Below are 22,319 nucleotides of genomic sequence, written 5' to 3' on the forward strand. Positions count from 1 at the left end.
GGTGCCACCCTGAGCCGACCCTGAACCCGTCCCGGGGCGACCCTGGTTTCCCTCCCCGGAGGCCCCGGTGAAGCGCACGACGTGTGACGATCGGGGGGTGACGACACCGGCCACCGCGCGCGACCTCCCGCTGCGCCGCCCCGAGCAGGGGCGGTGGATCGGTGGCGTGTGCGCGGGGCTCGCGGCGCACCTCAAGGTCCCCGTCGGCGCCGTGCGTCTCGCGATGGCGTTCCTCGGGCTCGCGGGCGGGGCCGGGCTGGTGCTCTACGTGTTCTGGTGGCTCACCGTCCCGTCGGGCGACCCCGCGGCGGCGCGCGACGAGCAGCGGCCGGCGTCGCTCTCGCGCCTCGCGCCGCGCCTGCGAGGTGACGTGCGCCGGCTCCCGGTGCGTGACGTCGCGATCGGCGTCGTGCTGCTCGGTGGTGCCGGCCTGCTGGTCGCGCTGCGGACAGGGGTCGACGTCGAGGTGTCGTGGGTCATCCCCGTCCTCATCGCGCTCGCGGGTGCCGCGCTCGCGTGGAGCCAGCTCGACGCGACCGAGCGGGGTCGTCTGCTCACCCGGGCGGGCGGGCGGACGCCGGTCGGCTTCCTGCGCATCGCCGGCGGGCTCGTGATCGTGCTCGTGGGGATCGTGCTGCTCGTCGGCCAGGACGCGCGGCCGTCGCAGATCGTCAGCGCGACCGTCGCCTCGGTCGCGGTGCTCGGCGGCGCCGCGCTCGTCCTCGCGCCGTGGTGGCTGCGCCTCGTGCGCGAGCTCGGGAACGAGCGCGCGGCCCGTGCCCGGGAGGCCGAGCGCGCCGACATCGCGGCCCACCTGCACGACTCCGTGCTCCAGACGCTCGCGCTCATCCGCGCACGGGCGGCGGACTCCGACACGGTGGCGCGCCTCGCGCGCGCCCAGGAGCGCGAGCTGCGCGAGTGGCTCTACGACGACCGGCCGTCGCCCGGGACGTCGCTCGCGGCCGAGCTGCGCGCTCTCGTCGCCGAGGTGGAGGACGGGCGCATCGGCCGGCGGGCTCAGACGATCGGGAGCCCCGACGGCGTGGACGCGGGACCGGTCGTGATCGACGTCGTCGTCGTGGGCGACTGCACCCCGACGCAGGGGACGGCGGCGCTGCTCCAGGCGACGCGCGAGGCGCTCGTCAACGCCGTCGCGCACGGCGGACCGCCCTACTCGGTCTATCTCGAGGTGAGCGACGACGCCGTCGAGGTGTTCGTCCGTGACCGCGGTGACGGGTTCGCGATGGACGACGTCGCGCCCGACCGGTTCGGCGTGCGTGAGTCGATCCTCGGTCGGGTGCAGCGCCGCGGCGGCAAGGCCGAGATCATCAGCCGCCCGGCGTGGGGCACCGAGGTACGGTTGCGCGTGCCGCGCGACGCCGCAGCCCCGCGACCGGAGCCCGCCCGTGCGCCGGACCAGAACCGCGCGCCGGACCAGACCCAGGAGGCCCCGTGACGACGATCCCCGGCCCGACGACGGAGGGCGCCGAGCGCCCCGGAGGCCCGGTCCCGGTGGTGCTCGTCGACGACCACCACATGTTCCGCGCGGGCGTCCGGGCGAGCCTCGACCCCGCGTACGTGACGGTCGTCGGGGAGGCGGACGACGTCGACTCCGCCGTGGCGCGCGTGCACGAGCTGCGGCCCCCTGTCGTGCTGCTCGACGTGCACCTGCCCGGCGGGAACGGCGGCGGCGGCGCGGAGGTCATCCAGCGCTGCGCGGACGTGCTCGCGGACGTGCGCTTCCTCGCCCTGTCGGTGTCCGACGCCGCGGAGGACGTCGTCGCGGTCATCCGCGCCGGCGCGCGGGGGTACGTGACGAAGGCGATCTCCGGGCCCGACCTGTCGGCCGCCGTCGGGCAGGTGGCCGGCGGCGACGCGGTGTTCTCCCCGCGCCTCGCCGGGTTCGTGCTCGACGCGTTCGGCACTGGGGCGGGCGACGTCGCGATGCACGACGACGAGCTCGACCGGCTCTCCGCGCGCGAGCAGGAGGTCATGCGCCTCATCGCGCGCGGCTACACCTACCGCGAGGTGGCGTCCGAGCTCTTCATCTCCATCAAGACGGTCGAGACGCACGTCTCCGCGGTCCTCCGCAAGCTCCAGCTCTCCTCGCGCCACGAGCTCACCCGCTGGGCGGCCCAGCGCCGCCTTCTCTAGCCGCCCAACTCAGCGGGGGGCGGGTCCGACCAGGCGGGGGAGAGGCGCACCACGTCGCCGACGACCGTGACGGCGGGCGGGCGGACGCCGGCCTCGCGCGCGCGGTCGGCGATCGTCGCGAGCGTGCCGACGGTCGTGCGCTGGCGGGGGCCGTAGCCGTCCTCCACGACCGCGACCGGCGTCTCGGGGGAGCGGCCCTGCGCGACGAGCGCGTCCGCGGTCTCACCGAGCCGCGAGACCCCCATGAGCAGGACGACCGTGTGGTCGCTCGCCGCGGGGACCTTGCCGACGTCCTCGTGCCCCGTGAGCACCGTGAACCCGCGCGAGACGCCGCGGTGCGTCACGGGGATTCCCGCGGCCGCGGGCACGGAGACGGCGCTCGTCACGCCCGGGACGACCTCGACGGGGATGCCGTGCGCGCGGCACGCGTCCAGCTCCTCGCCGCCGCGCCCGAAGACGTACGGGTCGCCGCCCTTGAGCCGCACGACCCGGCGCCCGACGAGCGCGTGGTGCACGAGGATCCGGTTGATCTCCGCCTGCGGCACCGGGTGGTTGCCGGGAGTCTTGCCGACGTCCACCACCTCGACGTCGTCATCGAGCTCCGCGAGGAGCCCCCGCGGTCCGAGCCGGTCCACGACGACGACGTCCGCCTCCGCGAGCAGGCGCCGACCACGCACGGAGATCAGGCCCAGGTCGCCGGGACCGCCACCGACGAGCGCGACCGATCCCACGGGCCGCACGAGCGGTGCGGTGATCGCGCCCGCGAGCGGCACGTCCGCCTCGGCGCCTGTCGACGCGGCGGGGGACCCCGACGAGGGTGCGGGCCGTACCGCGCGCAGCGGCAGCTCGCCGGCCTCGAGGAGCGCCGCGACGGCGTCGCGAACCCGCTGGGCGCGACGCGGGTCGCGGCCCGCGTTGACGGACACGGTGACCTCGGCGCCCACCCCCGACGACGGGACGCGCGTCCGCGCGACGGCGGGCACCCAGGCGCTCGCGAGGTCGGCGTCGCCCGCGGCGACGCAGAAGACGCGGTCGGCCTCGGCGTCCGCCGCGACCTGCGCGTCCACGGCCGGGTCGCCCGTGGCCGTGTGCACGAGCCACGCGCCGTCGAGGTCGCCCGTGAGGTAGTCACGGCGCACCCAGGAGAGGCGTGCCCCGCGGCCCGCGCGGTCGACGACGTGCGCCTGCGGTCCGTCGTCACCCGGCCCGAGGGCGACGACCAGGTCCGCGAGGTCCTCGCAGAGGAACGGCGCGACGACGCTCACCACGGCGCCCGCGTCGAGGAGGCCGCGCGTGCGGCGCGCGGCGACGGGCCCGCCGCCGACGACGACGGCGAGCCGACCCTCGAGGCGCAGCCCGAGCGGGTACGTCTCGTGCGCGGCGGAGCGCTGGGGCTCGCTGGTCGGCTCGCTGGTCGTCATGGAACGCCTCAGATCGTGTACGCGCCGGGGCGCTCGGCGGGGCGCCGGACGGCGGCGAGCGCGTCTCCGACCATACCTGCCGCGAGGGTGCCGCCGTCCTGGGCGTCGACGAGCAGGAACGCGCCCGTGCGCCGTGCGACGACGTACTCCTCCGCCGCGATCGGCGCGGCGAGGCGCAGGGTCACGCGCCCGATGTCGTTGAGCTCGAGCCGTTCGGCGGGCTCGAGCTCGGCGGTGTCGAGGTCGAGCCGCCCGACGACGTCGCGCACCACGGCCTGCACGGTCCGGGTCGTGTGCTTGACGAGCACGCGCGCCCCCGGCAGCAGCGGCCGGTCGCCGAGCCACGCGACCGTGCCCTCGACGTCCCGCGTGACCTCGGGGGCTTCCGCCGCGGCGGCGATCAGGTCGCCGCGGGCGATGTCGACGTCGTCCGCGAGGCGGATCGTCACGGACTGCGGGGCGAACGCCTCGGTGAGCGTCTCGCCCGCCGCGAGCGAGTCGGCGGTGTCGATGCCGGCGACCGTCGTACGGCGACCGGACGGCAGGACGACGACCTCGTCGCCGACCTGCACCACGCCCGACGCGACCTGCCCGGCGTACCCGCGGTAGTCGCGGAACCCCTCGGCGGCCGCGGCCTGGGGCCGGATGACGACCTGCACCGGGAAGCGGAACGACTCGGCCTCCGGGTCGTCGCCCGTGGGCAGCTCCTCGAGCAGCTCGAGCAGGCTGGGCCCGTCGTACCAGGGCGTGTTCTCGCTGCCGTGGTCCACGACGTTGTCGCCCACGAGCGCGGACACCGGGAGGGTGTGCACGTCGCCGACGCCGAGCGCCGTGGCGGCCGTGCGGATCTCGGCGGCCAGCTCCTCGTAGCGCTCGGCGGAGTAGCCGACGAGGTCGATCTTGTTCACCGCGACCACGACGTGCGGGACGCGCAGCAGGCTCGCGACGGCGAGGTGCCGGCGCGTCTGCTCGAGCAGGCCCTTGCGGGCGTCGATGAGCAGCACGACGACGTCCGCCGTCGACGCGCCCGTGACCGTGTTGCGCGTGTACTGCACGTGGCCCGGGCAGTCGGCGAGGATGAACGAGCGGCGGGCCGTCGCGAAGTAGCGGTACGCGACGTCGATCGTGATGCCCTGCTCGCGCTCGGCGCGCAGGCCGTCGGTGAGCAGCGCGAGGTCCGCCGTCTCGAGCCCGCGGTCGCGCGAGACGCGCTCGACGGCGTCGAGCTGGTCCGCGAGGACGGACTTGGAGTCGTAGAGCAGACGGCCCACGAGCGTGGACTTGCCGTCGTCGACGGACCCGGCGGTCGCGAGGCGCAGGAGCGTGCCGCGGCGCGAGTCGTCGAGCGGCAGCGCCTCGCCCCCGGTCCGGTCCGTGGCGGGGACGTCGGTCGTGTGGGCGCCCATCAGAAGTACCCCTCCTTCTTGCGGTCTTCCATGGCGGCCTCGGAGAGGCGGTCGTCGGCGCGGGTCGCGCCGCGCTCGGTGATGCGGGTGGCCGCGACCTCGGCGATGACGTCCTCGACGCCGGTCGCGTCCGAGCGCACGGCTCCCGTGCAGGACATGTCGCCCACGGTCCGGTACCGCACCGTCTCGGTCCGCAGCGACGCGGTCTCGGCGTCGGTGCGCGGCTGCGAGTACGGCCCGACGGCGAGCAGCATGCCGTCGCGGTCGAACACCTCGCGCTCGTGCGCGTAGTACAGCTCGGGCAGCTCGATGCGCTCACGGGCGATGTACCGCCACACGTCGAGTTCGGTCCAGTTCGACAGCGGGAACACGCGCACGTGCTCGCCGGGCCGGTGCCGCCCGTTGTAGAGGTTCCACAGCTCGGGCCGCTGGTTGCGCGGGTCCCACTGGCCGAACTCGTCGCGCAGGGAGAACACGCGCTCCTTGGCGCGCGCCTTCTCCTCGTCCCGGCGGCCACCGCCGAACACGGCGTCGAACTTGTGCCCGGTGATCGCGTCGAGCAGCGGCTGCGTCTGGAGGGGGTTGCGCGTGCCGTCGGCGCGCTCGCGCAGACGGCCGTCGTCGAGGTAGTCCTGCACGCTCGCGACCTCCAGGCGCAGGCGCAGGCGCTCGGCCGTCGCGTCGCGGTACGCGAGCACCTCGGGGAAGTTGTGGCCGGTGTCGACGTGCAGGACGGGGAACGGCACCGGGCCGGGCGCGAACGCCTTGACCGCGAGGTGCAGCATCACCACGGAGTCCTTGCCGCCGCTGAACAGCAGCACCGGGCGCTCGAACTCGGCCACCACCTCGCGGATGATGTGGATGCCCTCGCTCTCGAGCGCGTCGAGCTGCGTGAGGCGCCGTGCACCGGGCAGCGCTGCCCCGGCGGACGCGGAGGGCGCGCCGGCGTGCGCCGGTGCGTCGGTCGTCAGGTCGATGGTCGTCATGCCCGTCCTCATACGTGGAGTCCGCACTCTGTCTTGTCGAGCCCCGCCCAGCGGCCGGCCCTCGGGTCCTCGCCCGGCGCGACGCGCCGGGTGCACGGCAGGCAGCCGATCGAGGGGTACCCGTCGTTCAGCAGGGGGTTGAGGATCACCTGGTGCCGCGCGGCGTACGCGAGCAGGTCGTCGAACGACCACGCCGCGAGCGGGTTGATCTTCACGAGCCCGTTCTTCTCGTCGAACGTGACCAGCGGGGTGTTCGTGCGGGTCGGCGCCTCGTCACGACGCACACCCGTGACCCACACCTCGTAGCCGGCGAGCGTGCGGTGCAGCGGCTCGACCTTGCGCATCTGGCAGCACAGCGCCGGGTCACGCGAGAAGAGGTCCTTCCCGTGCGCGGCGTCCTGCTCGGCGACGGTGAGCTCGGGGTGGACGTCGACGATCGTCACGTCCATCTGCTGCTCGACGGCGTCGCGCGTCCCGACCGTCTCCGCGAAGTGGTAACCGGTGTCGAGGAACAGCACGTCGACCCAGGGGACCTGCTGCGCCACGACGTGGGGGAGCACGGCGTCGGCCATGGAGCACGCGACCGCGACGGACGTGCCGAACTCGCGCGCGGCCCACGCGATGACCTGCTCGGCGCTCGCCTCGTCGTCGGCGCCGATGCCCGAGCCCGCGAGCTCGGCCTCGCCGCGCCGCGCGATCTCGCGGAGCTCGTCGAGCGAGCGCTTCGTGCGGCCCGTCCGCTCGCGCTCGGCGTGGTGCGCCGCCTTCGCGGTCTCGCGCTGCTCGGCCTTGGCCCGCGCCGCGGCGCGCAGAGCGGCCAGCGGGTCGTGCGTCGTCTGCTCGGTCACTGCAGTGCCTCCTCGTCGGCCCGGTGCGCCCACTCGGCGAAGGTCTCGGTCCCGTCCTTGTCGGACTCGTAGCGGCGCACGACGCGCTCGACGTAGTCGGGCAGGTCCGTCGCAGTGACCTTGAGCCCGCGCACGGTGCGACCCATGCCGGCGACCTCGCGGTCGTCCGAGGCCAGCCCGCCGCCGAGGTGCACCTGGAACCCGGGGACCTGCTCGCCGGCGTCGTCCAGCACGAGCTGGCCCTTGAGGCCGATGTCCGCCGTCTGGATGCGTGCGCACGAGTTGGGGCAGCCGTTGACGTGCAGCGAGAGCGGCTTCATGCTCGACAGGTCGCCGAGACGCTTCTCGAGCTCGTCGATCGTCGCGGTCGCGGTGTCCTTGGTGTCGACGATCGCGAGCTTGCAGTACTCGATGCCCGTGCAGGCGATCGTGCTGCGGCGGAACGGGCTCGGGTTGGCGTCGAGGCCGTTGGCCTTGAGCGTCGAGACGACGTGCTCGACGTGCTCGTCCGGCACGTCGAGCACGAGCAGCTTCTGGTGCGGCGTGAGGCGCACCCGGTGCGACCCGACGGACTCGGCGAGGTCGGCGACGTTCGCGAGGATCGTGCCGGAGACCCGCCCGACGTACGGCGCCGCGCCGACGTAGCTGAGCCCGTCCTTCTGCTTGTGGACGCCCACGTGGTCGCCGGGCACCGGCGGCTTGGGCGCGGGCGGGCCGTCCGGGAGCCGGTACCCGAGGTACTCCGTCTCGAGCACCTCCCGGAACTTCTCCGGCCCCCAGTCCGCCAGGAGGAACTTCAGGCGCGCCTTGTTGCGCAGGCGGCGGTAGCCGTAGTCGCGGAAGATCTGCGCGACGCCGTGCCACACGTCGGGCACCTGCTCCTCGGTGCAGAACGCCCCGAGGCGCTCGCCGAGCCGGGGGTTCGCCGACAGCCCGCCGCCGACCCACACGTCGAACCCGACGCCGAGCTCGGGGTGGCGGTGCGCGACGAACGCGACGTCGTTGATCTCGTGGACCACGTCCTGGCTCGGGTGGCCGGTGAGCGCGGTCTTGAACTTGCGGGGGAGGTTCGCGAGCTCCGGGATGCCGATGTAGCGTCGCGTGATCTCGGCGATGGCGGCGCTCGGATCGATGAGCTCGTCGGCCGCGATCCCGGCGACGGGGCTGCCGAGCACGACACGCGGCACGTCGCCGCACGCCTCGGTCGTCTGCAGGCCGACCGCCTCGAGGCGGCGCCAGATCTCCGGGACGTTCTCGACCTCGACCCAGTGCAGCTGGATGTTCTGGCGGTCGGTGATGTCCGCGCTGTCGCGGCCGAAGTCCTTCGAGATGTCCGCGATGACGCGCAGCTGCTCGGTGGTCAGGGCGCCGCCGTCGATGCGGACGCGCAGCATGAAGAACTTGTCCTCGAGCTCGTGCGGCTCGAGCGTCGCCGTCTTGCCGCCGTCGATCCCGGGCTTGCGCTGGGTGTACAGACCCCACCAGCGGAACCGTCCGTGCAGGTCGTCGCCCGTGATGGAGTCGAACCCGTCGCGCGCGTAGATCGTCTCGATGCGCTCGCGGACGGACAGCCCGCCGTCCTCCTGCTTCCACTTCTCGTTGGCGTTCAGCGGTTCGGTCCCGTCGACCTTCCACTGCCCGTTCGGCCGGGCGGCGCGCGCCGGGCGCGCGGGACGTTCGTCCGCAGCGCGGGTGGGCCGCTCGGGGCGGGCCGGCACGTCTCCGGTCGCGTCCGGCACCGTCGTGACCTGCGTCATCGGCGTTCCTCGAGTCCTCGTTCGGGGGCGGGGACGCGCGACGGCGAGCGCTCAGCGAGGGTGCGAGTGGCTGAGGACCGACGGCGCGCGCCGGTTCTCAGGGGTTCTCCCGGGGGAGAGGGCGAGCAGGGCTCGCGCTGAGTTAGGCGCGGTTCAGCGACAACAGCTGAGACACGTGTGCGCGCACACCGGCATCCCGTGACGCGAGGTCACGAGGAGGGTGCGGGCTGCCGTGGTCATGCTCGGAACCATAGCCGCGGAGCGGACCTGTGGACACCCCTCGTCCGCATGGTGGGAAACCGGAAAGAGTAGACGAGATCGGTCAAGATTGTCTACCGCACCGAAGCGGGCGCAGATCACCTTGTGCAAAGTTTCACGACACAGGCGTCAGCAAATAGGATGACGGCATGGACTTCCTCTACAACGTCTTCGTCGCGCTGCACTTCATCGGCTGGGCCATCGTGCTCGGCGGCTACCTCGCGTCCCTCCGCTCGCCGGGGCTGTACAAGGGCGTCTTCCACGGTGCTCTCACCGCGCTCGTCGCGGGTATCGCCATGGTCGGGATCGGGGAGGCGTCGGTCTGGCCGGAGGATGGTGGGCCGGCCATGGCGAAGATCGGTGTCAAGCTCGTCGTCGCGCTCGTGATCGCGATCCTCGCGTACGTGGCGAAGCGGCAGGCGGCGAAGTCGTCCGACGGCGCGGTCGCGCCGGGTGTGAAGCACGCCATCGGCGGGCTCACCCTCGTCAACATCCTCGTCGCCGTCTTCTGGAACTGACGACCGAGAACTCCCCGGGGCCCGTCGACGGACGTCCGTCGACGGGCCCTTCTGCGTCGTGAACCGACGCGACGCGGAGCCCTTGACCTCGCACTAGGTGCATGGTCCACTAGTCGCATGGTCCTTCGATATCTCGTCCTCGGGCTTCTCACGATCCAGCCCATGACCGGCTACGACCTCAAGCGCGCGTTCGACTCCTCCGTCAACCACTTCTGGGCCGCCGACCGCTCGCAGCTCTACCGCACCCTCGCAGCGATCGTCGAGGCCGGCCTCGCGGAGGTCGAGGTCGTCCCTCAGGAGAACTACCCGGACCGTAAGGTCCACCGCATCACCGAGGAGGGACGCGCAGCGCTCCGCGACTGGATCGCCTCCCCGCTCGAGCCCGAGGACACCCGGGACCCGTTCCTGGGACGGGTCTTCTTCGGCGACCAGCTCGACGAGGAGGGGGTCGCCTCGCTCCTCGCCGCCCGCCGCGCGCAGGCCGAGGAGGCGGTCGCCGTCCTGACCGCAGAGGCATCCAGGGTCGAGGCGCTCACGGCGGAGGGCGGGCCCGACCCGTCCGGCGTGCGCGGCACCCGCGGCCTCGCGCTGCGCGTCGCCACGCTCCGCAACGGCCTCGCTCACGCGCAGGCGGAGCTCGCGTGGCTCGACGAGACCGAGCGCGAGGTGCTCTCGTGAGCACGCCGGCCGCCGTCGTGCACCACCCCGCCACGCGAGCGGGCGCGCCCGGCGCGGACCGGGCGTCCGTCGTCCTCCTCCACGGCGGGAGCGTCGCCTCGTGGATGTGGGAGCCGCAGGTCGACGCCCTCGACGACCTCGACCTGTGGACCCCCGACCTCCCCGGCTTCGGGTCGAGGGCCGCCGAGGACTGGGTGTCGCTCGACGCCGCGGCCGACGACGTCGCCGCGACCTTCGCCTACCTCGCCCCGGAGCGCGAGCTGCACCTCGTCGGGCTCTCCTTCGGCGGGATCGTCGCCCTGCGGGTCGCGGCTCGGCACCCGGGGCTCGTCACGTCCGTCGTCGCGTCCGGCGCCGTCCTCGACGGCGTCCCGGGCCTCATGGGTGCGTTCGGCCGGGCGCAGCTGCGCGTCTGGGACCGCCCCTGGTACTGGCGTGCCCAGGCGCGCGCCATAGGAATCCCGGCGGACGCGCGCGACCTGTTCGTGCGCTCGGGGCTCGCGATCCGTCGCGACAACGAGGAACGCCTCGTCGACGAGGTCTACGGCGGCTGCTGGCCCGAGGGGCTGGAGCGGTCGGGCGCCCGCATCCTCGCGGTCGCGGGGTCGCGCGACCTGGCAGCCGCGCGCGGGGCGCTGGGCACGGTCGCGCGTCGCGTGCCGGACGCGGTCGTACGCCTCGCGCCGGGGATGCACCACCAGTGGAGCGCCGAGGACCCGGGCCTGTTCAGCGCGATGGTCCGCGCGTGGGTGCTCGACGGCGTGGCGCACCCCCGGCTCGCACCGCTCCCGGGGCGTGCGCGTCGCGCGTGACGTGCGAGGGTTTCCCCCGTGAGCATCGGTGGAGAGGTCCTCGTCGGGCTGGCGATCCTGGTCGGGCTGGTCGGGATCGTCGTGCAGATCCTGCCCGGGAACGTGCTCGTGCTCGGCGCGATCCTCGTGTGGGCGATCGTCACGGGGGGTGCGGCGGCCTGGGTCGTCTTCGGCGTCGCGGCGCTCGTCGTCGTGGCGGCCGAGGTGGCGCAGTACGTCCTCGCGGGCCGGCACATGCGGCGCGCGGAGGTCCCGTGGTCGACGCTCGTGTGGGGTGGGATCGCGGGGATCGTCGGCTTCTTCGTGATCCCCGTGGTCGGGCTCTTCATCGGGTTCGTGCTCGCGGTCTTCGTCGCCGAGCTGCTGCGTCGCCGCGACCGTCGCGCCGCGTGGCGGGCGACCGTCGCCGCCATGCAGGCGACCGGCATCACGATCCTCGTCCAGCTCCTCGGCGGCCTGCTGGCGGCGGCGACCTGGGGAGTCGGGCTCGCGCTCACCTGAGCGCTGGCGCCACGTGGGCTCAGCCCGGCAGCTCCATGACGTACAGCGTGTTGCCGTCGGGGTCGCGCAGCGAGAACATCGGCGGCACGCCGTCCCAGCGCAGGAGCTCGCCGACGTCGGCGCCCGCCCCCGTGAGCGCGGCGTGGTCGCCGGCGGCGTCGGTCGTCGTGAACCGGACGCCCGTGTCGACGCCCGCGGGCTGCCCGTCCCCGGCGGCGACGAGGGAGACGGACGTGGGGGCGCCCGGAGGGGCGACCTCGATCCACCGGAACCCCTCCTGCAGCTCGCCGTCCATGCGGACCTCGAAGCCCAGGGTCCCGGTGTAGTACGCGAGGGCGCGGTCCTGGTCGACGACCGGGATCGCGACGGTGTGCACGCCCGTGAGGCTCGTTCTCGTCATGACGCTCCTCCTTGCTCAGGGCCGCACGCGCGGCCACCCTTCCGACGCCCGGGGGCGGACGAACTCATCGGCCCATCGTGCGTCCTCGGGCCCCGACCGGGCCCCCGGCACCGGTGGGCGTCGGGTGTGGGTGCGGGCGCCTAGGCTGGAGGGGCTATGGCTTCGCTCTTCGAGAACCTCCCGCTGCCCGGCCTCGACACGCTGTTCGACGGCCCGCGCGTCGACCACGGCGGCGAGTCCCGCCTGCCCCGGACCGCCCCGCGCTGGACCGACGACGCCGCCGTGCCCGACGGCACGGGCTCCGCCGTGCCGAGCGCCGAACCGGGCCGCCCTGAGGGCTCTGGCGACGGCGAGTCCTCGAGCGCGGCACCGGGACCGGGGGAGCGGCGCGGACGCTACGCGCACATCGACCCCGACGCGCTGCTCGACGGCATGAACCCGCAGCAGCGGGAGGCGGTCGTGCACGCGGGCGGCCCGCTGCTCATCGTCGCGGGCGCCGGGTCGGGCAAGACCCGCGTGCTCACGCACCGCATCGCGTTCCTGCTGGCGACGGGTCGGGCACGCTCGGGGCAGATCCTCGCCATCACGTTCACCAACAAGGCCGCGGCGGAGATGCGCGAGCGCGTCGAGACGCTCGTCGGGCCGGCCGCGCGGAACATGTGGGTCTCGACGTTCCACTCCGCGTGCGTTCGCATCCTGCGGCGCGAGGCGAAGACGCTCGGGCTGCGCTCGAGCTTCTCCATCTACGACGCCGCCGACTCCCAGCGACTCATCACGCTCGTCACGCGCGAGCTCGACCTGGACCCGAAGAAGTACCCGGCGCGCTCGCTCGCGAACAAGATCTCCGACCTCAAGAACGAGCTCATCGACCCGGAGACGTACGCGCGAGAGTCCGGCGCCTACGCGACGGACGAGGCACTCGCCGCCCGCGGCGCGAGCGTGCCCGAGTTCGACCAGGTGCTCGCCGACGTCTACACGCGGTACCAGGCGCGGCTCGTCGCGGCGAGCGCCCTCGACTTCGACGACATCATCATGACCACGGTCAACCTGCTCCAGGCGTTCCCCGCCGTCGCCGAGCACTACCGCCGCCGGTTCCGGCACGTGCTCGTCGACGAGTACCAGGACACCAACCACGCGCAGTACGTGCTCGTGCGGGAGCTGGCGGGCGTCGGCGAGGACAGCGCGGCGACGGACGCGGCCACGAGCGGGACGGGCGAGGCGCAGGTCCCCGCGCTCGACCCGGCCGAGCTCACGGTCGTCGGCGACGCGGACCAGTCGATCTACGCGTTCCGTGGCGCGACGATCCGCAACATCCTCGAGTTCGAGGCCGACTACCCCGACGCCCGGACGATCCTGCTCGAGCAGAACTACCGCTCGACCCAGAACATCCTGTCCGCCGCCAACGCCGTCATCGCGCGCAACCCCGACCGCAAGCCCAAGCGGCTGTGGACCGATTCGGGCGCGGGCGCGAAGGTCATCGGGTACGTCGCCGACAACGAGCACGAGGAGGCGCGGTTCGTCGCCGAGGAGATCGACCGGCTCGGTGACACCGACGGCGTGCGCCCCGGCGACGTCGCCGTGTTCTACCGGACCAACGCCCAGTCCCGTGCGCTGGAGGAGGTGCTCATCCGCGTCGGCCTGCCCTACAAGGTCGTCGGCGGCACGCGCTTCTACGAGCGGCGCGAGGTCAAGGACGCCGTCGCGTACCTGCGCGCGATCGACAACCTCGACGACGACGTCAACCTGCGCCGCGTGCTCAACACGCCCAAGCGCGGGCTGGGCGACCGCGCCGAGGGAGCGGTCGCGGCGCTCGCGGACCGCGAGCGCATCTCGTTCGGCGCCGCGCTGGCCCGCATCGACGAGATCCCCGGTCTGACGAACCGCACGCTCAACCCGCTGCGCGGTTTCGTCGAGCTCATGACCGGCCTGCGCGAGCTGGCGGACTCGGGCGCGACGCCGTCGGACGTCCTCGGCGCGGTCCTCGACCGCACCGGCTACCTCGCCGAGCTGCGCGCGAGCGACGACCCGCAGGACGCCACGCGCGTCGAGAACCTCGCCGAGCTCCACGCCGTCGCGACGGAGTTCACCGAGCTCGAGCCCGAGGGCACCCTGTCCGACTTCCTCGAGCGCGTGTCGCTCGTCGCCGACGCGGACCAGATCCCCGCGGACGACGCCGACGCCGACGACGACGGGGAGGAGAAGGTGGACCCGGGCGTCGTCACGCTCATGACGCTCCACACCGCCAAGGGCCTCGAGTTCCCCGTCGTGTTCCTCACCGGCATGGAGGACGGCACGTTCCCGCACATGCGGTCCCTGCACGACGACGCCGAGCTCGCCGAGGAGCGGCGCCTCGCCTACGTGGGCATCACCCGCGCGCGCGAGCGGCTCTACGTGTCGCGGTCTGCGGTGCGGTCGGCGTGGGGCATGGCGAACGAGTTCCCGCCCAGCCGGTTCCTCGAGGAGATCCCGGAGGAGCTGTGGGACTGGCGGCGGCGCGAGTCGTCGATGGCGACGTTGCGGGCCGGCGGGTCGGTCTGGGGCCGGGGGTCGGGGTCCGCGTCGTGGTCGGGATCGCGGTCCGGGGCCGGGTCGCGCTCCGAGGGGGTCGACGCCGGATCTACCATCCGGAGCCCTCGTTCCTCGGGCTCCCCCCGCCAGGCCCGCCACGATCCGGCGTCGACCCCCTCTGCGCGCTCTCCCTTCGGCTCCACCTCGGGCTCCGGCTCCGGCGGCGCGAAGTTCGGGTCGGCGACGCCGCGGTCCGACGGGGACGTGCCGAACCTCGCGGTCGGGGACAAGGTGACGCACGACGCCTACGGGCTCGGGACCGTCGTCGCCCTCGAGGGGGCGGGGCCGAACGCGGTCGCGAAGATCGACTTCGGCGCGGACGGGACGAAGAGGCTGCTGCTGCGCTACTCGCCGGTCACGAAGCTCTAGCGGCGCCGGTCCGAAGTGCGCGCCGGGGGCACCGGCGTCCGCTCGGCGTACGTTCAGCCGACGGTGCCGAGCGCGCGGTAGGCGAGGACGAACGCCGTCGCGACCGCCGCGGTGCCCGCGGCCGCCAGCGTGACCGGCAGCGCGCCGCGGACCCGCCGCGCGAGCATCGTGGCGAGCAGGACGAGGGCGACGATCCCGACGGCCACCCAGTAGGTCGCGCCCGTCGTCTCCACGACGGTCGTGAGGCCGTAGACGCTCTCCCCGAGGCCCACGCCGCCGAGCAGCGCGGTTCCCAGGGCGGCGCGCAGGCCCGTGAGACGCAGCCAGGCCGCCGCGACCCCGACGAACGGGCCGACGACGAGGCCGACGACGCCGAACAGGGTCGGGTCGTAGTAGAGGCCGCGCAGGTCGGCGGCGGCCGCATAGCCGAGGACGAGCAGGACGAAGCTCGCCGCACCGAGCGCGGCGGCGGGCCACGTCCGTGCACGCGCCCAGCCGACCAGGAGCGCGGTGAGCACCGTCCAGCCGCTCGCCGAGTTCGCGAACGGCGCCGCGGCGTCGGGCAAGAACCCCTGCGCGAACGACGTGAGGCCGCCGAGGAGGAAGCTCGCTGCCAGCACGGCGACGGCACGGCGCCACCCCGGTCGCGCGCCGTCGTCGCTCGCGCGTCCGGGCGGCTCCGGTGCCGGGCGACGGGCGGTGTGCAGCGCGCGCGACGGGTTCGGGTCTGTCATGCGGAGAACGGTAGGCAGCGCGCGCCGTGGGGTCGTCCGCCCGTGGTCCGACCGCGGAGCCCGCGCGGTCCGTCGCCGGTCGGACGGACGGGCCCCTGGCGCATATCGACTATCGATAGTATCGTCTGTCGATATCACCGATCGTCGGCTCGTGACGGTCCTGGCACTGGGAGGCCCTCGTGTCCACCGCGCCCCGCAAGAGGTTCTCGCTCGTCGAGCTCGACCGCTCCGACGTGGTCGTCACCGCGCTCGTCGCGGCGGCTGTCGTCGTCGGCGCGCTCGTCGTCGCCGTGCGCCGCGTCGCCGAGCTCGTCGGCGGCGGGCCGGTCCCCGTCCGGGTCGAGCTGACGGCCGACGAGGTCGTCCAGGCCCCGCTCGGCCCCGACGGCGCGGACGTCGCCGCGACGTCCGGCTCGGTCGTCGTCGAGGTGCCGCACCTGGCCGGGTTCGCCCGCGCGACCGCGCTCCTGGAGGCCGTGACGGTCCCCGGCGCCTACGCCGTGACCGCGGTGTGCCTCGCGCTGTTCTGCCGTCGGGTCGTGCGAGGGCTGACCTTCACGGCCGCGACGACGCGCCTCGTCCTCGTCGCGACCGTCGCCGTCCTGGTCGCCTGGCTCGTCCAGGTCGGCGCGTCGACGGTCGTCGGGAGCGCGGCGCGCAGCGCGCTCGGGGGAGGCGACGCCGACGCCGGGACGGTCTTCGTGACGTCATTCCCGCTCGGTCTGCTGCTCGTCGCCGTCGCGCTCGGCGCCGTCGCCGGGGCGATGCGCGTCGGCGAGCGCGTCCAGCGCGAGACGGAGGGTCTCGTCTGATGCCGCCCGAGGACGACGCCGGGCGGGTGCACTGCCGCCTCGACGAGCTGCTGGAGGAGCGAGGCATGACGCTCAGCCGGCTCGCCGAGCTCGTGGGGGTCACGGTCGTCAACCTGTCGGTGCTCAAGAACGACCGGGCGCGGGCGATCCGGTTCTCCACGCTCACCGCCGTCTGCGACGCGCTCGGGTGCGAGGTCGGGGACCTGCTGGTGCTCCGACCGCGGTAGCGCGCACCGGTTCGGGTCACCCCGCGGCGATCGAACCGTAGCCGGTGGAGCTGGCGAAGCCACCACCTGCGCCGAGGTTCAGCGTGAAGCCGATCAGGTCGAGCTCGTCCGACATGACGACCTGCACGAACGTCCCGACGCCCAGCAGCCCCGCGCCGAACTCGAACGTGCACGTGGAGCTGTTGAGGTGAGCCGTGTCGACCGCCAGCGCCCCGACGAGGAGGCCGGCCGTCACCTGCGCCCCGACGCCGAGCTTGAACTGACCGTACGTGACGGGGGCCGACACCTTCTGATCGACGACGTCGGACGCCACCCCGCTGCCGCCCCCTCCACCGAGGAGCCCGACCTGCGCCCCGGTGGACCATCCGACGAACATGGTGCGCAGCAGGGAGTCGGCCTTGACGGCGTCGATCGCCGGGCCGAACAGTCCGGAGTCGAGCACCTGGTCGGTGCTGGCGCTGCTCTTCGGGTCGGCCAGCACCGCCGCAACGATCGCCGGACCGCCCGGCGACGTGACCACCGCCTGTGCGCCGGCGGTGAGTGCCGACGCGACCCCGGAGACCTGGGCGAAGTAGCTGCCGCCCTTGCGCGCGATGTCCCACGGCCACTGGAAGGTCGCGCCGAGCGCGACCTGCTCAGCGGCCAACGCGGACCTCAGGGGAGCGAGACCCGGTGCGGCGGCGTCCGCTACCGAGGAGTCGGCCATCAGCCGAAGTTCCAGATGTGCCCGCCGAAGACCGTGGCGCCGCCGCCCAGGCCGACGCCGGCACCGATCGCGAACCCGAGGAGGTGGAGGTCGTTGCCGTACCAGAACGTCTGGAAGGACAGCGAGATCCCGAGGTCGATCGACACCTTGAGGCCGAACACGTCGAAGTTCGTCTGCGAGGGCAGCTGGTTCGTGACGAAGCACTGCACGTTCAGCTCGGCGGCGACCCGGAGACCGACCTCACCGGTGGCGTACCCGTAGCCGCGGGGTCCTTCCCGCTTCGCGATGTCCCACATGCAGCCCAGCCCCCCGGCCCCGCCCACGAAGAACTGGAGGTCCGCGCTGACGCCCAGGCCGATCGTGCTGAACAGCCGGTCGGCGTCGATGTCGTCGAGCGCCGGTTCGAACATGCCGCCCACGGCCGCAGTACTGCCGAAGATCGCGTCGGTGGTCGTCCGCTGCTCGTCCGTGCCGAGCTTCTGGTCCTTCCACCCGTAGCCGTTCATGGTGCTCACGAAGGTGGGCTGGCTCGTGGCTACCGACCTGGTGTTCTGCGTCGTCCCGTCGACGACGGCCGTGTGCGCGCTGTAGAAGGACTTCATCGCGTCGAGGATCTGCTGGTTCGACGGCGGACCCCCCGCGGTGGCGGCGACCGTGCGGAGCGACTCCTCCTGCCCCAGGTCGTCGACGGTCAACGCCTCGATCTGGTCACCGATGGTCGTCGTGGTCATGATGTGCTCCTCGCTGTCAGAACGTCCGCGGGTGGATGGAGCCGGCGAAGACGCCGGTGTTCAGCGGCACGGTCGCGCCGGTGCTGGAGACGAAGCCGACCGGTTCCAGGTCGCCGGTGAGCAGGATTTTGAGGTTGACGGAGACCGGCCCGACGGTGGTGTTGACGTAGAGCCCGACCACGGACCCGTGCTCGGGCGCCGGCTCCAGCCACAACCCGTACTGCAGGTTCTGGCCGGGAGTCACCGTGACGATGTGCCGGAAGATGTCGAGCTCGACCACGAGTCCGCTGCGAGCAGCCGACAGCGGCAGGGGCGCCACGAAGCCGGGGACCTCGGGGCCGTCTCCCGGGCCGCTCTTCGTGAAGACGCCGACCGAGACGGCCCGGCAGGATGCGTCCGCACGGACGGTGTCGAGGGCCGTCGTCACGGCGGTGCCCTCCAGAAAGGGGGCCACGAGGTCCGGCGACACGCCGGACGCCGACCAGTCGGTCGCGTCCAGCGTGTTCCGCGCGTTCGTGAGCCCGGCGTCGGAGACGTCGGAGACGAGCGCGGTCGTGAGCGCGTCGACGGCCTGCTGGTGCGCCTGATAGGCGCTCTTCGACGCCTTGAGGATCTCCTGGTTGCTCGGGCCCGCGGCGGAGCCGGTCGTCGAGGAGTCGGTGCGCGGGGGAAGCTCGGCGTCGAGGACGTCCGAGGCGACGGTGAGTGACATGGGCGATCGCTCCTTCGGGGCTAGCTGGTGACGATGCTGCCGTGCTCGATGGCAGCGTTCACGGGCAGGAGACCGAGCTCCGCCCCGACGGCGATCGTGAATCCGCGGACCTCCGACAGGTCCGGACTGAGATGGATGCCGAACCCGATGGAGGGACCCTCGGCGACGGGCTCGCACGACAGCTCGATGCCGAGAAAGTCTCCGGCGACCTTTTCGGGCGGCTCCAGGAAGATCCCCGCCGTGACATTGATCGCGATGTCGATGTTCATCGAGATCCGTATTCCGCCCCAGGCCATCCACATGGCAGAACCGGAGGGAAACCCGAAACCGACGCCGACGCCACCGAAACCCCCGACGAAGACGTCGAGATTCGCCTCGATACCGACGAAGAAGGTCGCGAAGTCGCCGTCCTTCTCGACGCTCTGGCGCGCCTGCGTCATGTCGGACGCCTGCAGCAGCGGCCGGGTCAGGTTCGGCGCGGCCACCTTCGACGTCCAGTCGTAGGCCTGGGACGCCGCGACGTCGGGGGCGTTCGCCGGGTTCTGCGCGGTCGCGATGGAGCCCGTCGTGGTGTCGTCGACCGCGCTCACGTGCTGGCGGTAGGCGTCCTTGCAGGCGGCGAGGACCTCGGCGTTCGACGGCGCCGCACGGGCCACCGCGAGAGCCTGCGGCCTCGACATCGTCGTGGGATAGGTGATCGGGAGCGCGTCGGGGTCCATCGTGTCGAGGATGGACGAGTACAAGCCGGGCATGGGCTGACCTCCGAGAGGACGGCGCAGCCTTCGTCGAGCCGTGGTCGACGGCGACCCACGGCACGGCACGGTGAAGACCACGTCAACGTCGCCGCGCCGCAGGGAGATGTGCTCTGGCGCAACCTGAGGTTGGGGCGACGATGCTTCCCCTGCCGCCGCGCCAAGAATGCGCGACCCGTCGCTCCGGTGTGGATTCCTGATCAACTCTAGGGACGCACCGTCAGAAGCGCATCGCGGTTCGCGCCCTCGTCGCTCTTTTCACCCGCTCCTTCGGCGGGAGGCCCTGTGGGTGACGTCAGGACGCCGTGCGGTGCTGGTCGGTCAGGGCGGTGCGCAGCTGTGGGACGTCGGAGCCCGCCCCGGCGAGCGCGCCGACCAGGACGCGGTGCGCCGTCGTGCCGTCGAGGCGGGCCACGGCGAGGAGCACGTGACCCGAGTCGATGGACCGCGAGCCGACGTGGATCGCCTCGCGCAGCGAGAGCTCGAGCGCCTTCTTGGCCTCGGGCGTGAACGGGATGTGCGACCGGCGGTTGCGCCGCGCGCGACGCTCCTCGCCGACACGGTCGAGCGCACCCGCGCCGAACGCGGCGTCCGTGTGCGCCCGGATCGCGTCGAGGTCGATCCCGAGCGAGGCCAGGGCTTCGCCGTCGAGATCCGTTTCGCCGGCCGCCGACTCCGCGTGCCGGTCGATCGCGCCGGGACCGACCCCGAGCGCCGCGAGGGCCGATGCACCGGCACCGCCTTCCTGGTGGGCGAGGGCGACGAGCAGGTGCACGGCGTCGATCGAGTCGTCGCCGCGGCGGCGCGCGACCTCCTGGGCGTGGACGACCGTCGCGCGGGCGTCGGCGGTGAAACGTTCGAACATGTTCATGACCTCCTGGTGGACCGGGTCGCCCCGTACTTCTTGTGCACGGCCTGACGGGAGACTCCGAGCCGGTCGGCGATCTCCTGCCACGACCAGCCGAGCGCGCGGGCGTGCTCGACCTGCAGCGCCTCGAGGCGCTCGGCGAGCACCCGCAGCGAGCGCACGGCACGAAGCCCCGTGTCGGGGTCGGTGCTGCTCGCGGCATCCATGTCGACGGGTTCCATGCGTGTCAATCTACGTTGACACGACAGGCCTGTCAACCAGTGTTGACACCAGCGCTCTCGCCACCCGATCCGGCACCGGACCGCAGGAGGCGCCCGTGTAGAGTCCCCGCGGCGCGCCGACCGTGGACCTGTCGACGTGCGCGGCGCACGAGGACGACGCACGGCAGACGCAGCGGGGGACGGCATGACGGCACGTGAGAAGACGGTGGCAGCCCGAGGGATCCGGGGCGCGCGCGGGGTCGCGACGGTGCTCGCGCTCGCGCTGGCCACGTCCGGCTGCGGGTTGCTCGGCGGTGCGGAGGTGGCGGACGACCCTGCACCGACCGCCGAGGCGCCCGTCGAGCGCGCGAGCGACCCCACGCCGGTCGAGGCGTCGACCGTGTTCCAGGGCCTCGAGCTCGACCTCGAGGTCGGGCCGCTCGCCGTGACCGACGGTCTCGGCGTGCTGCGCGTCCAGGTGACCGCGACGGGAGAGGGAGGCCTCCCGCTCGCCTTCGTCTTCGGCGACACGGCGCTCGGGCAGGCGGACTCCTTCGCGGGGCTGCGGCTCGTGGACACGGAGGCGGGAGTCGTCCGCGAGGCGGCGTACGTCGACGGCGTCCCGCTCGGCGCGACCCCGGACGGCGCCGTGGTCGGGGGCTTCGACGACGAGCCGCTGGTCGGGCACGTGGTCTTCGCGGCCCCGGGCGGCGCGACGACGGCGGTGCTCGTCCCGCACGTCGGCCTGGTCGAGGGCGTCCCCGTGGTCGCCGCGGCCGACGCCGCCGACCTCACCGTCCCCCTCGACGAGCTCACGGACGCCTCACCGGAGGACGTCGTCGCGCCCGTCGCGTTCCTCGAGACCTTCACGACGCAGGACGACGGAGCGGTCCGCACGCGCGTGGCGGAGGAGGAGGTCACGGTCGCGGTCGACTCCGACGTCCTCTTCGCGGTGGACTCGGCCGAGCTGGGCGCGGGGGCCGACGAGGCGCTGCAGGCGGTCGGCGCGGAGCTGGCACGCGCAGGCGCGGGAGATCTCCGGGTCGTCGGCCACACGGACGACGTCGGCGAGGAGGCGGCGAACCAGGACCTCTCGGAGCGGCGTGCGCAAGCCGTCGCGGACCGGCTCGGCCAGGTCACGGACCTCGGGGACCTCGCGCTCGTGGTCGAGGGTCGCGGGGAGACCGAGCCGATCGACCCTGGCGCCAGCGACGAGGCGCGTGCGCTCAACCGCCGGGTCGAGATCCGGTTCGTCCCCGCGGAGACCGGGGTCACGACGAGCGCGTCCGACGCCCAGGCGGAGCAGACCGCCGGCCCGACGGTCCAGGGAGCCGGGACGGCGCAGGTCGAGTACGTCGACGACCTCGGGAGCCGGCCTCTCGACGTCGAGCTCCTCGGGGTCCGTCGAGTCGGTGCCTACCTCGTGGGCGACCTCGAGGTCCGCAACCCCGGCCCGGACTACGTCGGGTTCATCGGCGTCCTCGGCTCCGTCCGGGACGGCCGTGGCAACCTCACGGACGCGTCGCTGGGTGCCGGCAACGTCACGCTCCTCGACGGCGGGACCAGGGTCTACCCCGCCGACTACCTCGCCTCGGGCGAGCTCGACTTCGGCGCGCTGGAGCTCGAGCGGCTCCTGCTGGGTGACCGCTCGATGGGGAGCCTCGGCACGGGTCTCAGCACGCACGCGACGGTCGTGTGGCCGGACACGGGGCAGGACGTCGTCACGGTGGACGTGCCCGACGGGTCGCTCCCCGGCGCCCCGGGCAGCGCGCCGGTCCGATTCGTCGACGTCCCGGTCCAGGACTGAGCCCCACGCGTCTCGTCGACGGCGTGACGAAGAGAACACTCCGCGCCGCCGGTCGGCGGGACCTGGCGGATAGGCGCGTTCCCGGCTGAGGGCT

Annotated in this window: 23 protein-coding genes; 10 read left to right on the forward strand and 13 right to left on the reverse strand. The window is 73.4% G+C overall.

What is annotated here, in order from left to right:
* Positions 1-97 precede the first annotated feature (97 nt).
* Positions 98-1,456 carry an ATP-binding protein gene (locus tag ACMXGY_RS06230; protein WP_483775992.1) on the forward strand — a complete coding sequence of 453 codons (1,359 nt, stop codon included), beginning with the start codon at positions 98-100 and terminating at the stop codon, positions 1,454-1,456.
* 80 nt (positions 1,457-1,536) lie between these two features.
* Positions 1,537-2,154, forward strand: a complete 618-nt coding sequence (locus tag ACMXGY_RS06235) for a LuxR C-terminal-related transcriptional regulator (RefSeq protein ID WP_483776800.1) — start codon at positions 1,537-1,539, stop codon at positions 2,152-2,154.
* Here the strand turns inward: ACMXGY_RS06235 and cobA are convergent.
* From cobA to ACMXGY_RS06260, 5 genes are all read right to left on the reverse strand, one after another.
* The gene (gene cobA / locus ACMXGY_RS06240; protein WP_483775993.1) at positions 2,151-3,575 is read right to left on the reverse strand and encodes a uroporphyrinogen-III C-methyltransferase; all 1,425 of its coding nucleotides are present in this window, start codon (positions 3,573-3,575) and stop codon (positions 2,151-2,153) included. The two genes, ACMXGY_RS06235 and cobA, sit on opposite strands and share 4 nt — an antisense overlap.
* Before the next feature lie 8 nt (positions 3,576-3,583).
* Positions 3,584-4,981, reverse strand: a complete 1,398-nt coding sequence (locus ACMXGY_RS06245; protein WP_483775994.1) for a sulfate adenylyltransferase subunit 1 — start codon at positions 4,979-4,981, stop codon at positions 3,584-3,586.
* Positions 4,981-5,967, reverse strand: coding sequence for a sulfate adenylyltransferase subunit CysD (cysD, locus tag ACMXGY_RS06250; protein ID WP_483775995.1), 987 nt, complete (start codon positions 5,965-5,967; stop codon positions 4,981-4,983). Before cysD ends, ACMXGY_RS06245 begins: the two co-directional genes overlap by 1 nt.
* An 8-nt stretch (positions 5,968-5,975) precedes the next feature.
* On the reverse strand, positions 5,976-6,665 hold the full coding sequence (locus tag ACMXGY_RS06255) for a phosphoadenylyl-sulfate reductase (protein ID WP_483776801.1): 690 nt from the start codon (positions 6,663-6,665) through the stop codon (positions 5,976-5,978).
* Positions 6,666-6,811: 146 nt separating this feature from the next.
* Positions 6,812-8,572, reverse strand: coding sequence for a nitrite/sulfite reductase (locus tag ACMXGY_RS06260; protein WP_483775996.1), 1,761 nt, complete (start codon positions 8,570-8,572; stop codon positions 6,812-6,814).
* A 407-nt stretch (positions 8,573-8,979) separates the two neighbouring features.
* Here ACMXGY_RS06260 and ACMXGY_RS06265 point away from each other — a divergent pair, with 407 nt between their 5' ends.
* From ACMXGY_RS06265 to ACMXGY_RS06280, 4 genes are all read left to right on the forward strand, one after another.
* Positions 8,980-9,348 (forward strand): hypothetical protein, encoded by a 369-nt coding sequence (locus ACMXGY_RS06265; protein ID WP_483775997.1) that lies wholly within the window; start codon positions 8,980-8,982, stop codon positions 9,346-9,348.
* Between the two features lie 117 nt (positions 9,349-9,465).
* Complete coding sequence (locus ACMXGY_RS06270; RefSeq protein ID WP_483775998.1) at positions 9,466-10,026, forward strand: PadR family transcriptional regulator; 561 nt, start codon at positions 9,466-9,468, stop codon at positions 10,024-10,026.
* Positions 10,023-10,838, forward strand: a complete 816-nt coding sequence (locus ACMXGY_RS06275; protein WP_483775999.1) for an alpha/beta fold hydrolase — start codon at positions 10,023-10,025, stop codon at positions 10,836-10,838. The genes ACMXGY_RS06270 and ACMXGY_RS06275 overlap by 4 nt, the downstream gene beginning before the upstream one ends.
* Before the next feature lie 18 nt (positions 10,839-10,856).
* On the forward strand, positions 10,857-11,339 hold the full coding sequence (locus ACMXGY_RS06280) for a DUF456 domain-containing protein (RefSeq protein WP_483776000.1): 483 nt from the start codon (positions 10,857-10,859) through the stop codon (positions 11,337-11,339).
* A gap of 19 nt (positions 11,340-11,358) precedes the next feature.
* Here ACMXGY_RS06280 and ACMXGY_RS06285 read toward each other — a convergent pair whose 3' ends face one another.
* The gene (locus ACMXGY_RS06285) at positions 11,359-11,739 is read right to left on the reverse strand and encodes a VOC family protein (protein WP_483776001.1); all 381 of its coding nucleotides are present in this window, start codon (positions 11,737-11,739) and stop codon (positions 11,359-11,361) included.
* A 156-nt stretch (positions 11,740-11,895) separates the two neighbouring features.
* Here ACMXGY_RS06285 and pcrA point away from each other — a divergent pair, with 156 nt between their 5' ends.
* A complete protein-coding gene (pcrA, locus tag ACMXGY_RS06290) occupies positions 11,896-14,676 on the forward strand; it encodes a DNA helicase PcrA (RefSeq protein WP_483776002.1) in 2,781 nt (926 codons plus the stop codon).
* A gap of 53 nt (positions 14,677-14,729) precedes the next feature.
* Here pcrA and ACMXGY_RS06295 read toward each other — a convergent pair whose 3' ends face one another.
* Positions 14,730-15,410 carry a DUF6518 family protein gene (locus ACMXGY_RS06295; RefSeq protein ID WP_483776003.1) on the reverse strand — a complete coding sequence of 227 codons (681 nt, stop codon included), beginning with the start codon at positions 15,408-15,410 and terminating at the stop codon, positions 14,730-14,732.
* A gap of 179 nt (positions 15,411-15,589) precedes the next feature.
* Here ACMXGY_RS06295 and ACMXGY_RS06300 point away from each other — a divergent pair, with 179 nt between their 5' ends.
* Both ACMXGY_RS06300 and ACMXGY_RS06305 read left to right on the forward strand, forming a co-directional pair.
* Positions 15,590-16,222, forward strand: coding sequence for a hypothetical protein (locus ACMXGY_RS06300; protein ID WP_483776004.1), 633 nt, complete (start codon positions 15,590-15,592; stop codon positions 16,220-16,222).
* Positions 16,222-16,449, forward strand: a complete 228-nt coding sequence (locus ACMXGY_RS06305) for a helix-turn-helix domain-containing protein (protein ID WP_483776005.1) — start codon at positions 16,222-16,224, stop codon at positions 16,447-16,449. Before ACMXGY_RS06300 ends, ACMXGY_RS06305 begins: the two co-directional genes overlap by 1 nt.
* 16 nt (positions 16,450-16,465) lie before the next feature.
* On the opposite strand, the gene ACMXGY_RS06310 is transcribed toward ACMXGY_RS06305, so the two are convergent.
* The 6 genes from ACMXGY_RS06310 to ACMXGY_RS06335 all read right to left on the reverse strand — a co-directional run bounded on the left by ACMXGY_RS06310 (position 16,466) and on the right by ACMXGY_RS06335 (position 20,439).
* The gene (locus ACMXGY_RS06310) at positions 16,466-17,155 is read right to left on the reverse strand and encodes a hypothetical protein (RefSeq protein WP_483776006.1); all 690 of its coding nucleotides are present in this window, start codon (positions 17,153-17,155) and stop codon (positions 16,466-16,468) included.
* On the reverse strand, positions 17,155-17,886 hold the full coding sequence (locus ACMXGY_RS06315; protein ID WP_483776007.1) for a hypothetical protein: 732 nt from the start codon (positions 17,884-17,886) through the stop codon (positions 17,155-17,157). Before ACMXGY_RS06315 ends, ACMXGY_RS06310 begins: the two co-directional genes overlap by 1 nt.
* Positions 17,887-17,902: 16 nt before the next feature.
* Entirely contained in the window at positions 17,903-18,598 is a 696-nt protein-coding gene (locus ACMXGY_RS06320) for a hypothetical protein (RefSeq protein ID WP_483776008.1), read from the reverse strand.
* A 20-nt stretch (positions 18,599-18,618) separates the two neighbouring features.
* The gene (locus ACMXGY_RS06325) at positions 18,619-19,188 is read right to left on the reverse strand and encodes a hypothetical protein (RefSeq protein ID WP_483776009.1); all 570 of its coding nucleotides are present in this window, start codon (positions 19,186-19,188) and stop codon (positions 18,619-18,621) included.
* Positions 19,189-19,645: 457 nt separating this feature from the next.
* On the reverse strand, positions 19,646-20,215 hold the full coding sequence (locus ACMXGY_RS06330) for a Clp protease N-terminal domain-containing protein (protein WP_483776010.1): 570 nt from the start codon (positions 20,213-20,215) through the stop codon (positions 19,646-19,648).
* A 2-nt stretch (positions 20,216-20,217) separates the two neighbouring features.
* A complete protein-coding gene (locus ACMXGY_RS06335; protein WP_483776011.1) occupies positions 20,218-20,439 on the reverse strand; it encodes a helix-turn-helix domain-containing protein in 222 nt (73 codons plus the stop codon).
* 184 nt (positions 20,440-20,623) lie between these two features.
* Here ACMXGY_RS06335 and ACMXGY_RS06340 point away from each other — a divergent pair, with 184 nt between their 5' ends.
* Positions 20,624-22,225 carry an OmpA family protein gene (locus ACMXGY_RS06340; protein WP_483776012.1) on the forward strand — a complete coding sequence of 534 codons (1,602 nt, stop codon included), beginning with the start codon at positions 20,624-20,626 and terminating at the stop codon, positions 22,223-22,225.
* Positions 22,226-22,319: the final 94 nt, after the last annotated feature.

The sequence above is a fragment of the Cellulosimicrobium sp. G4 BAM 1002 genome, from assembly GCF_057126935.1.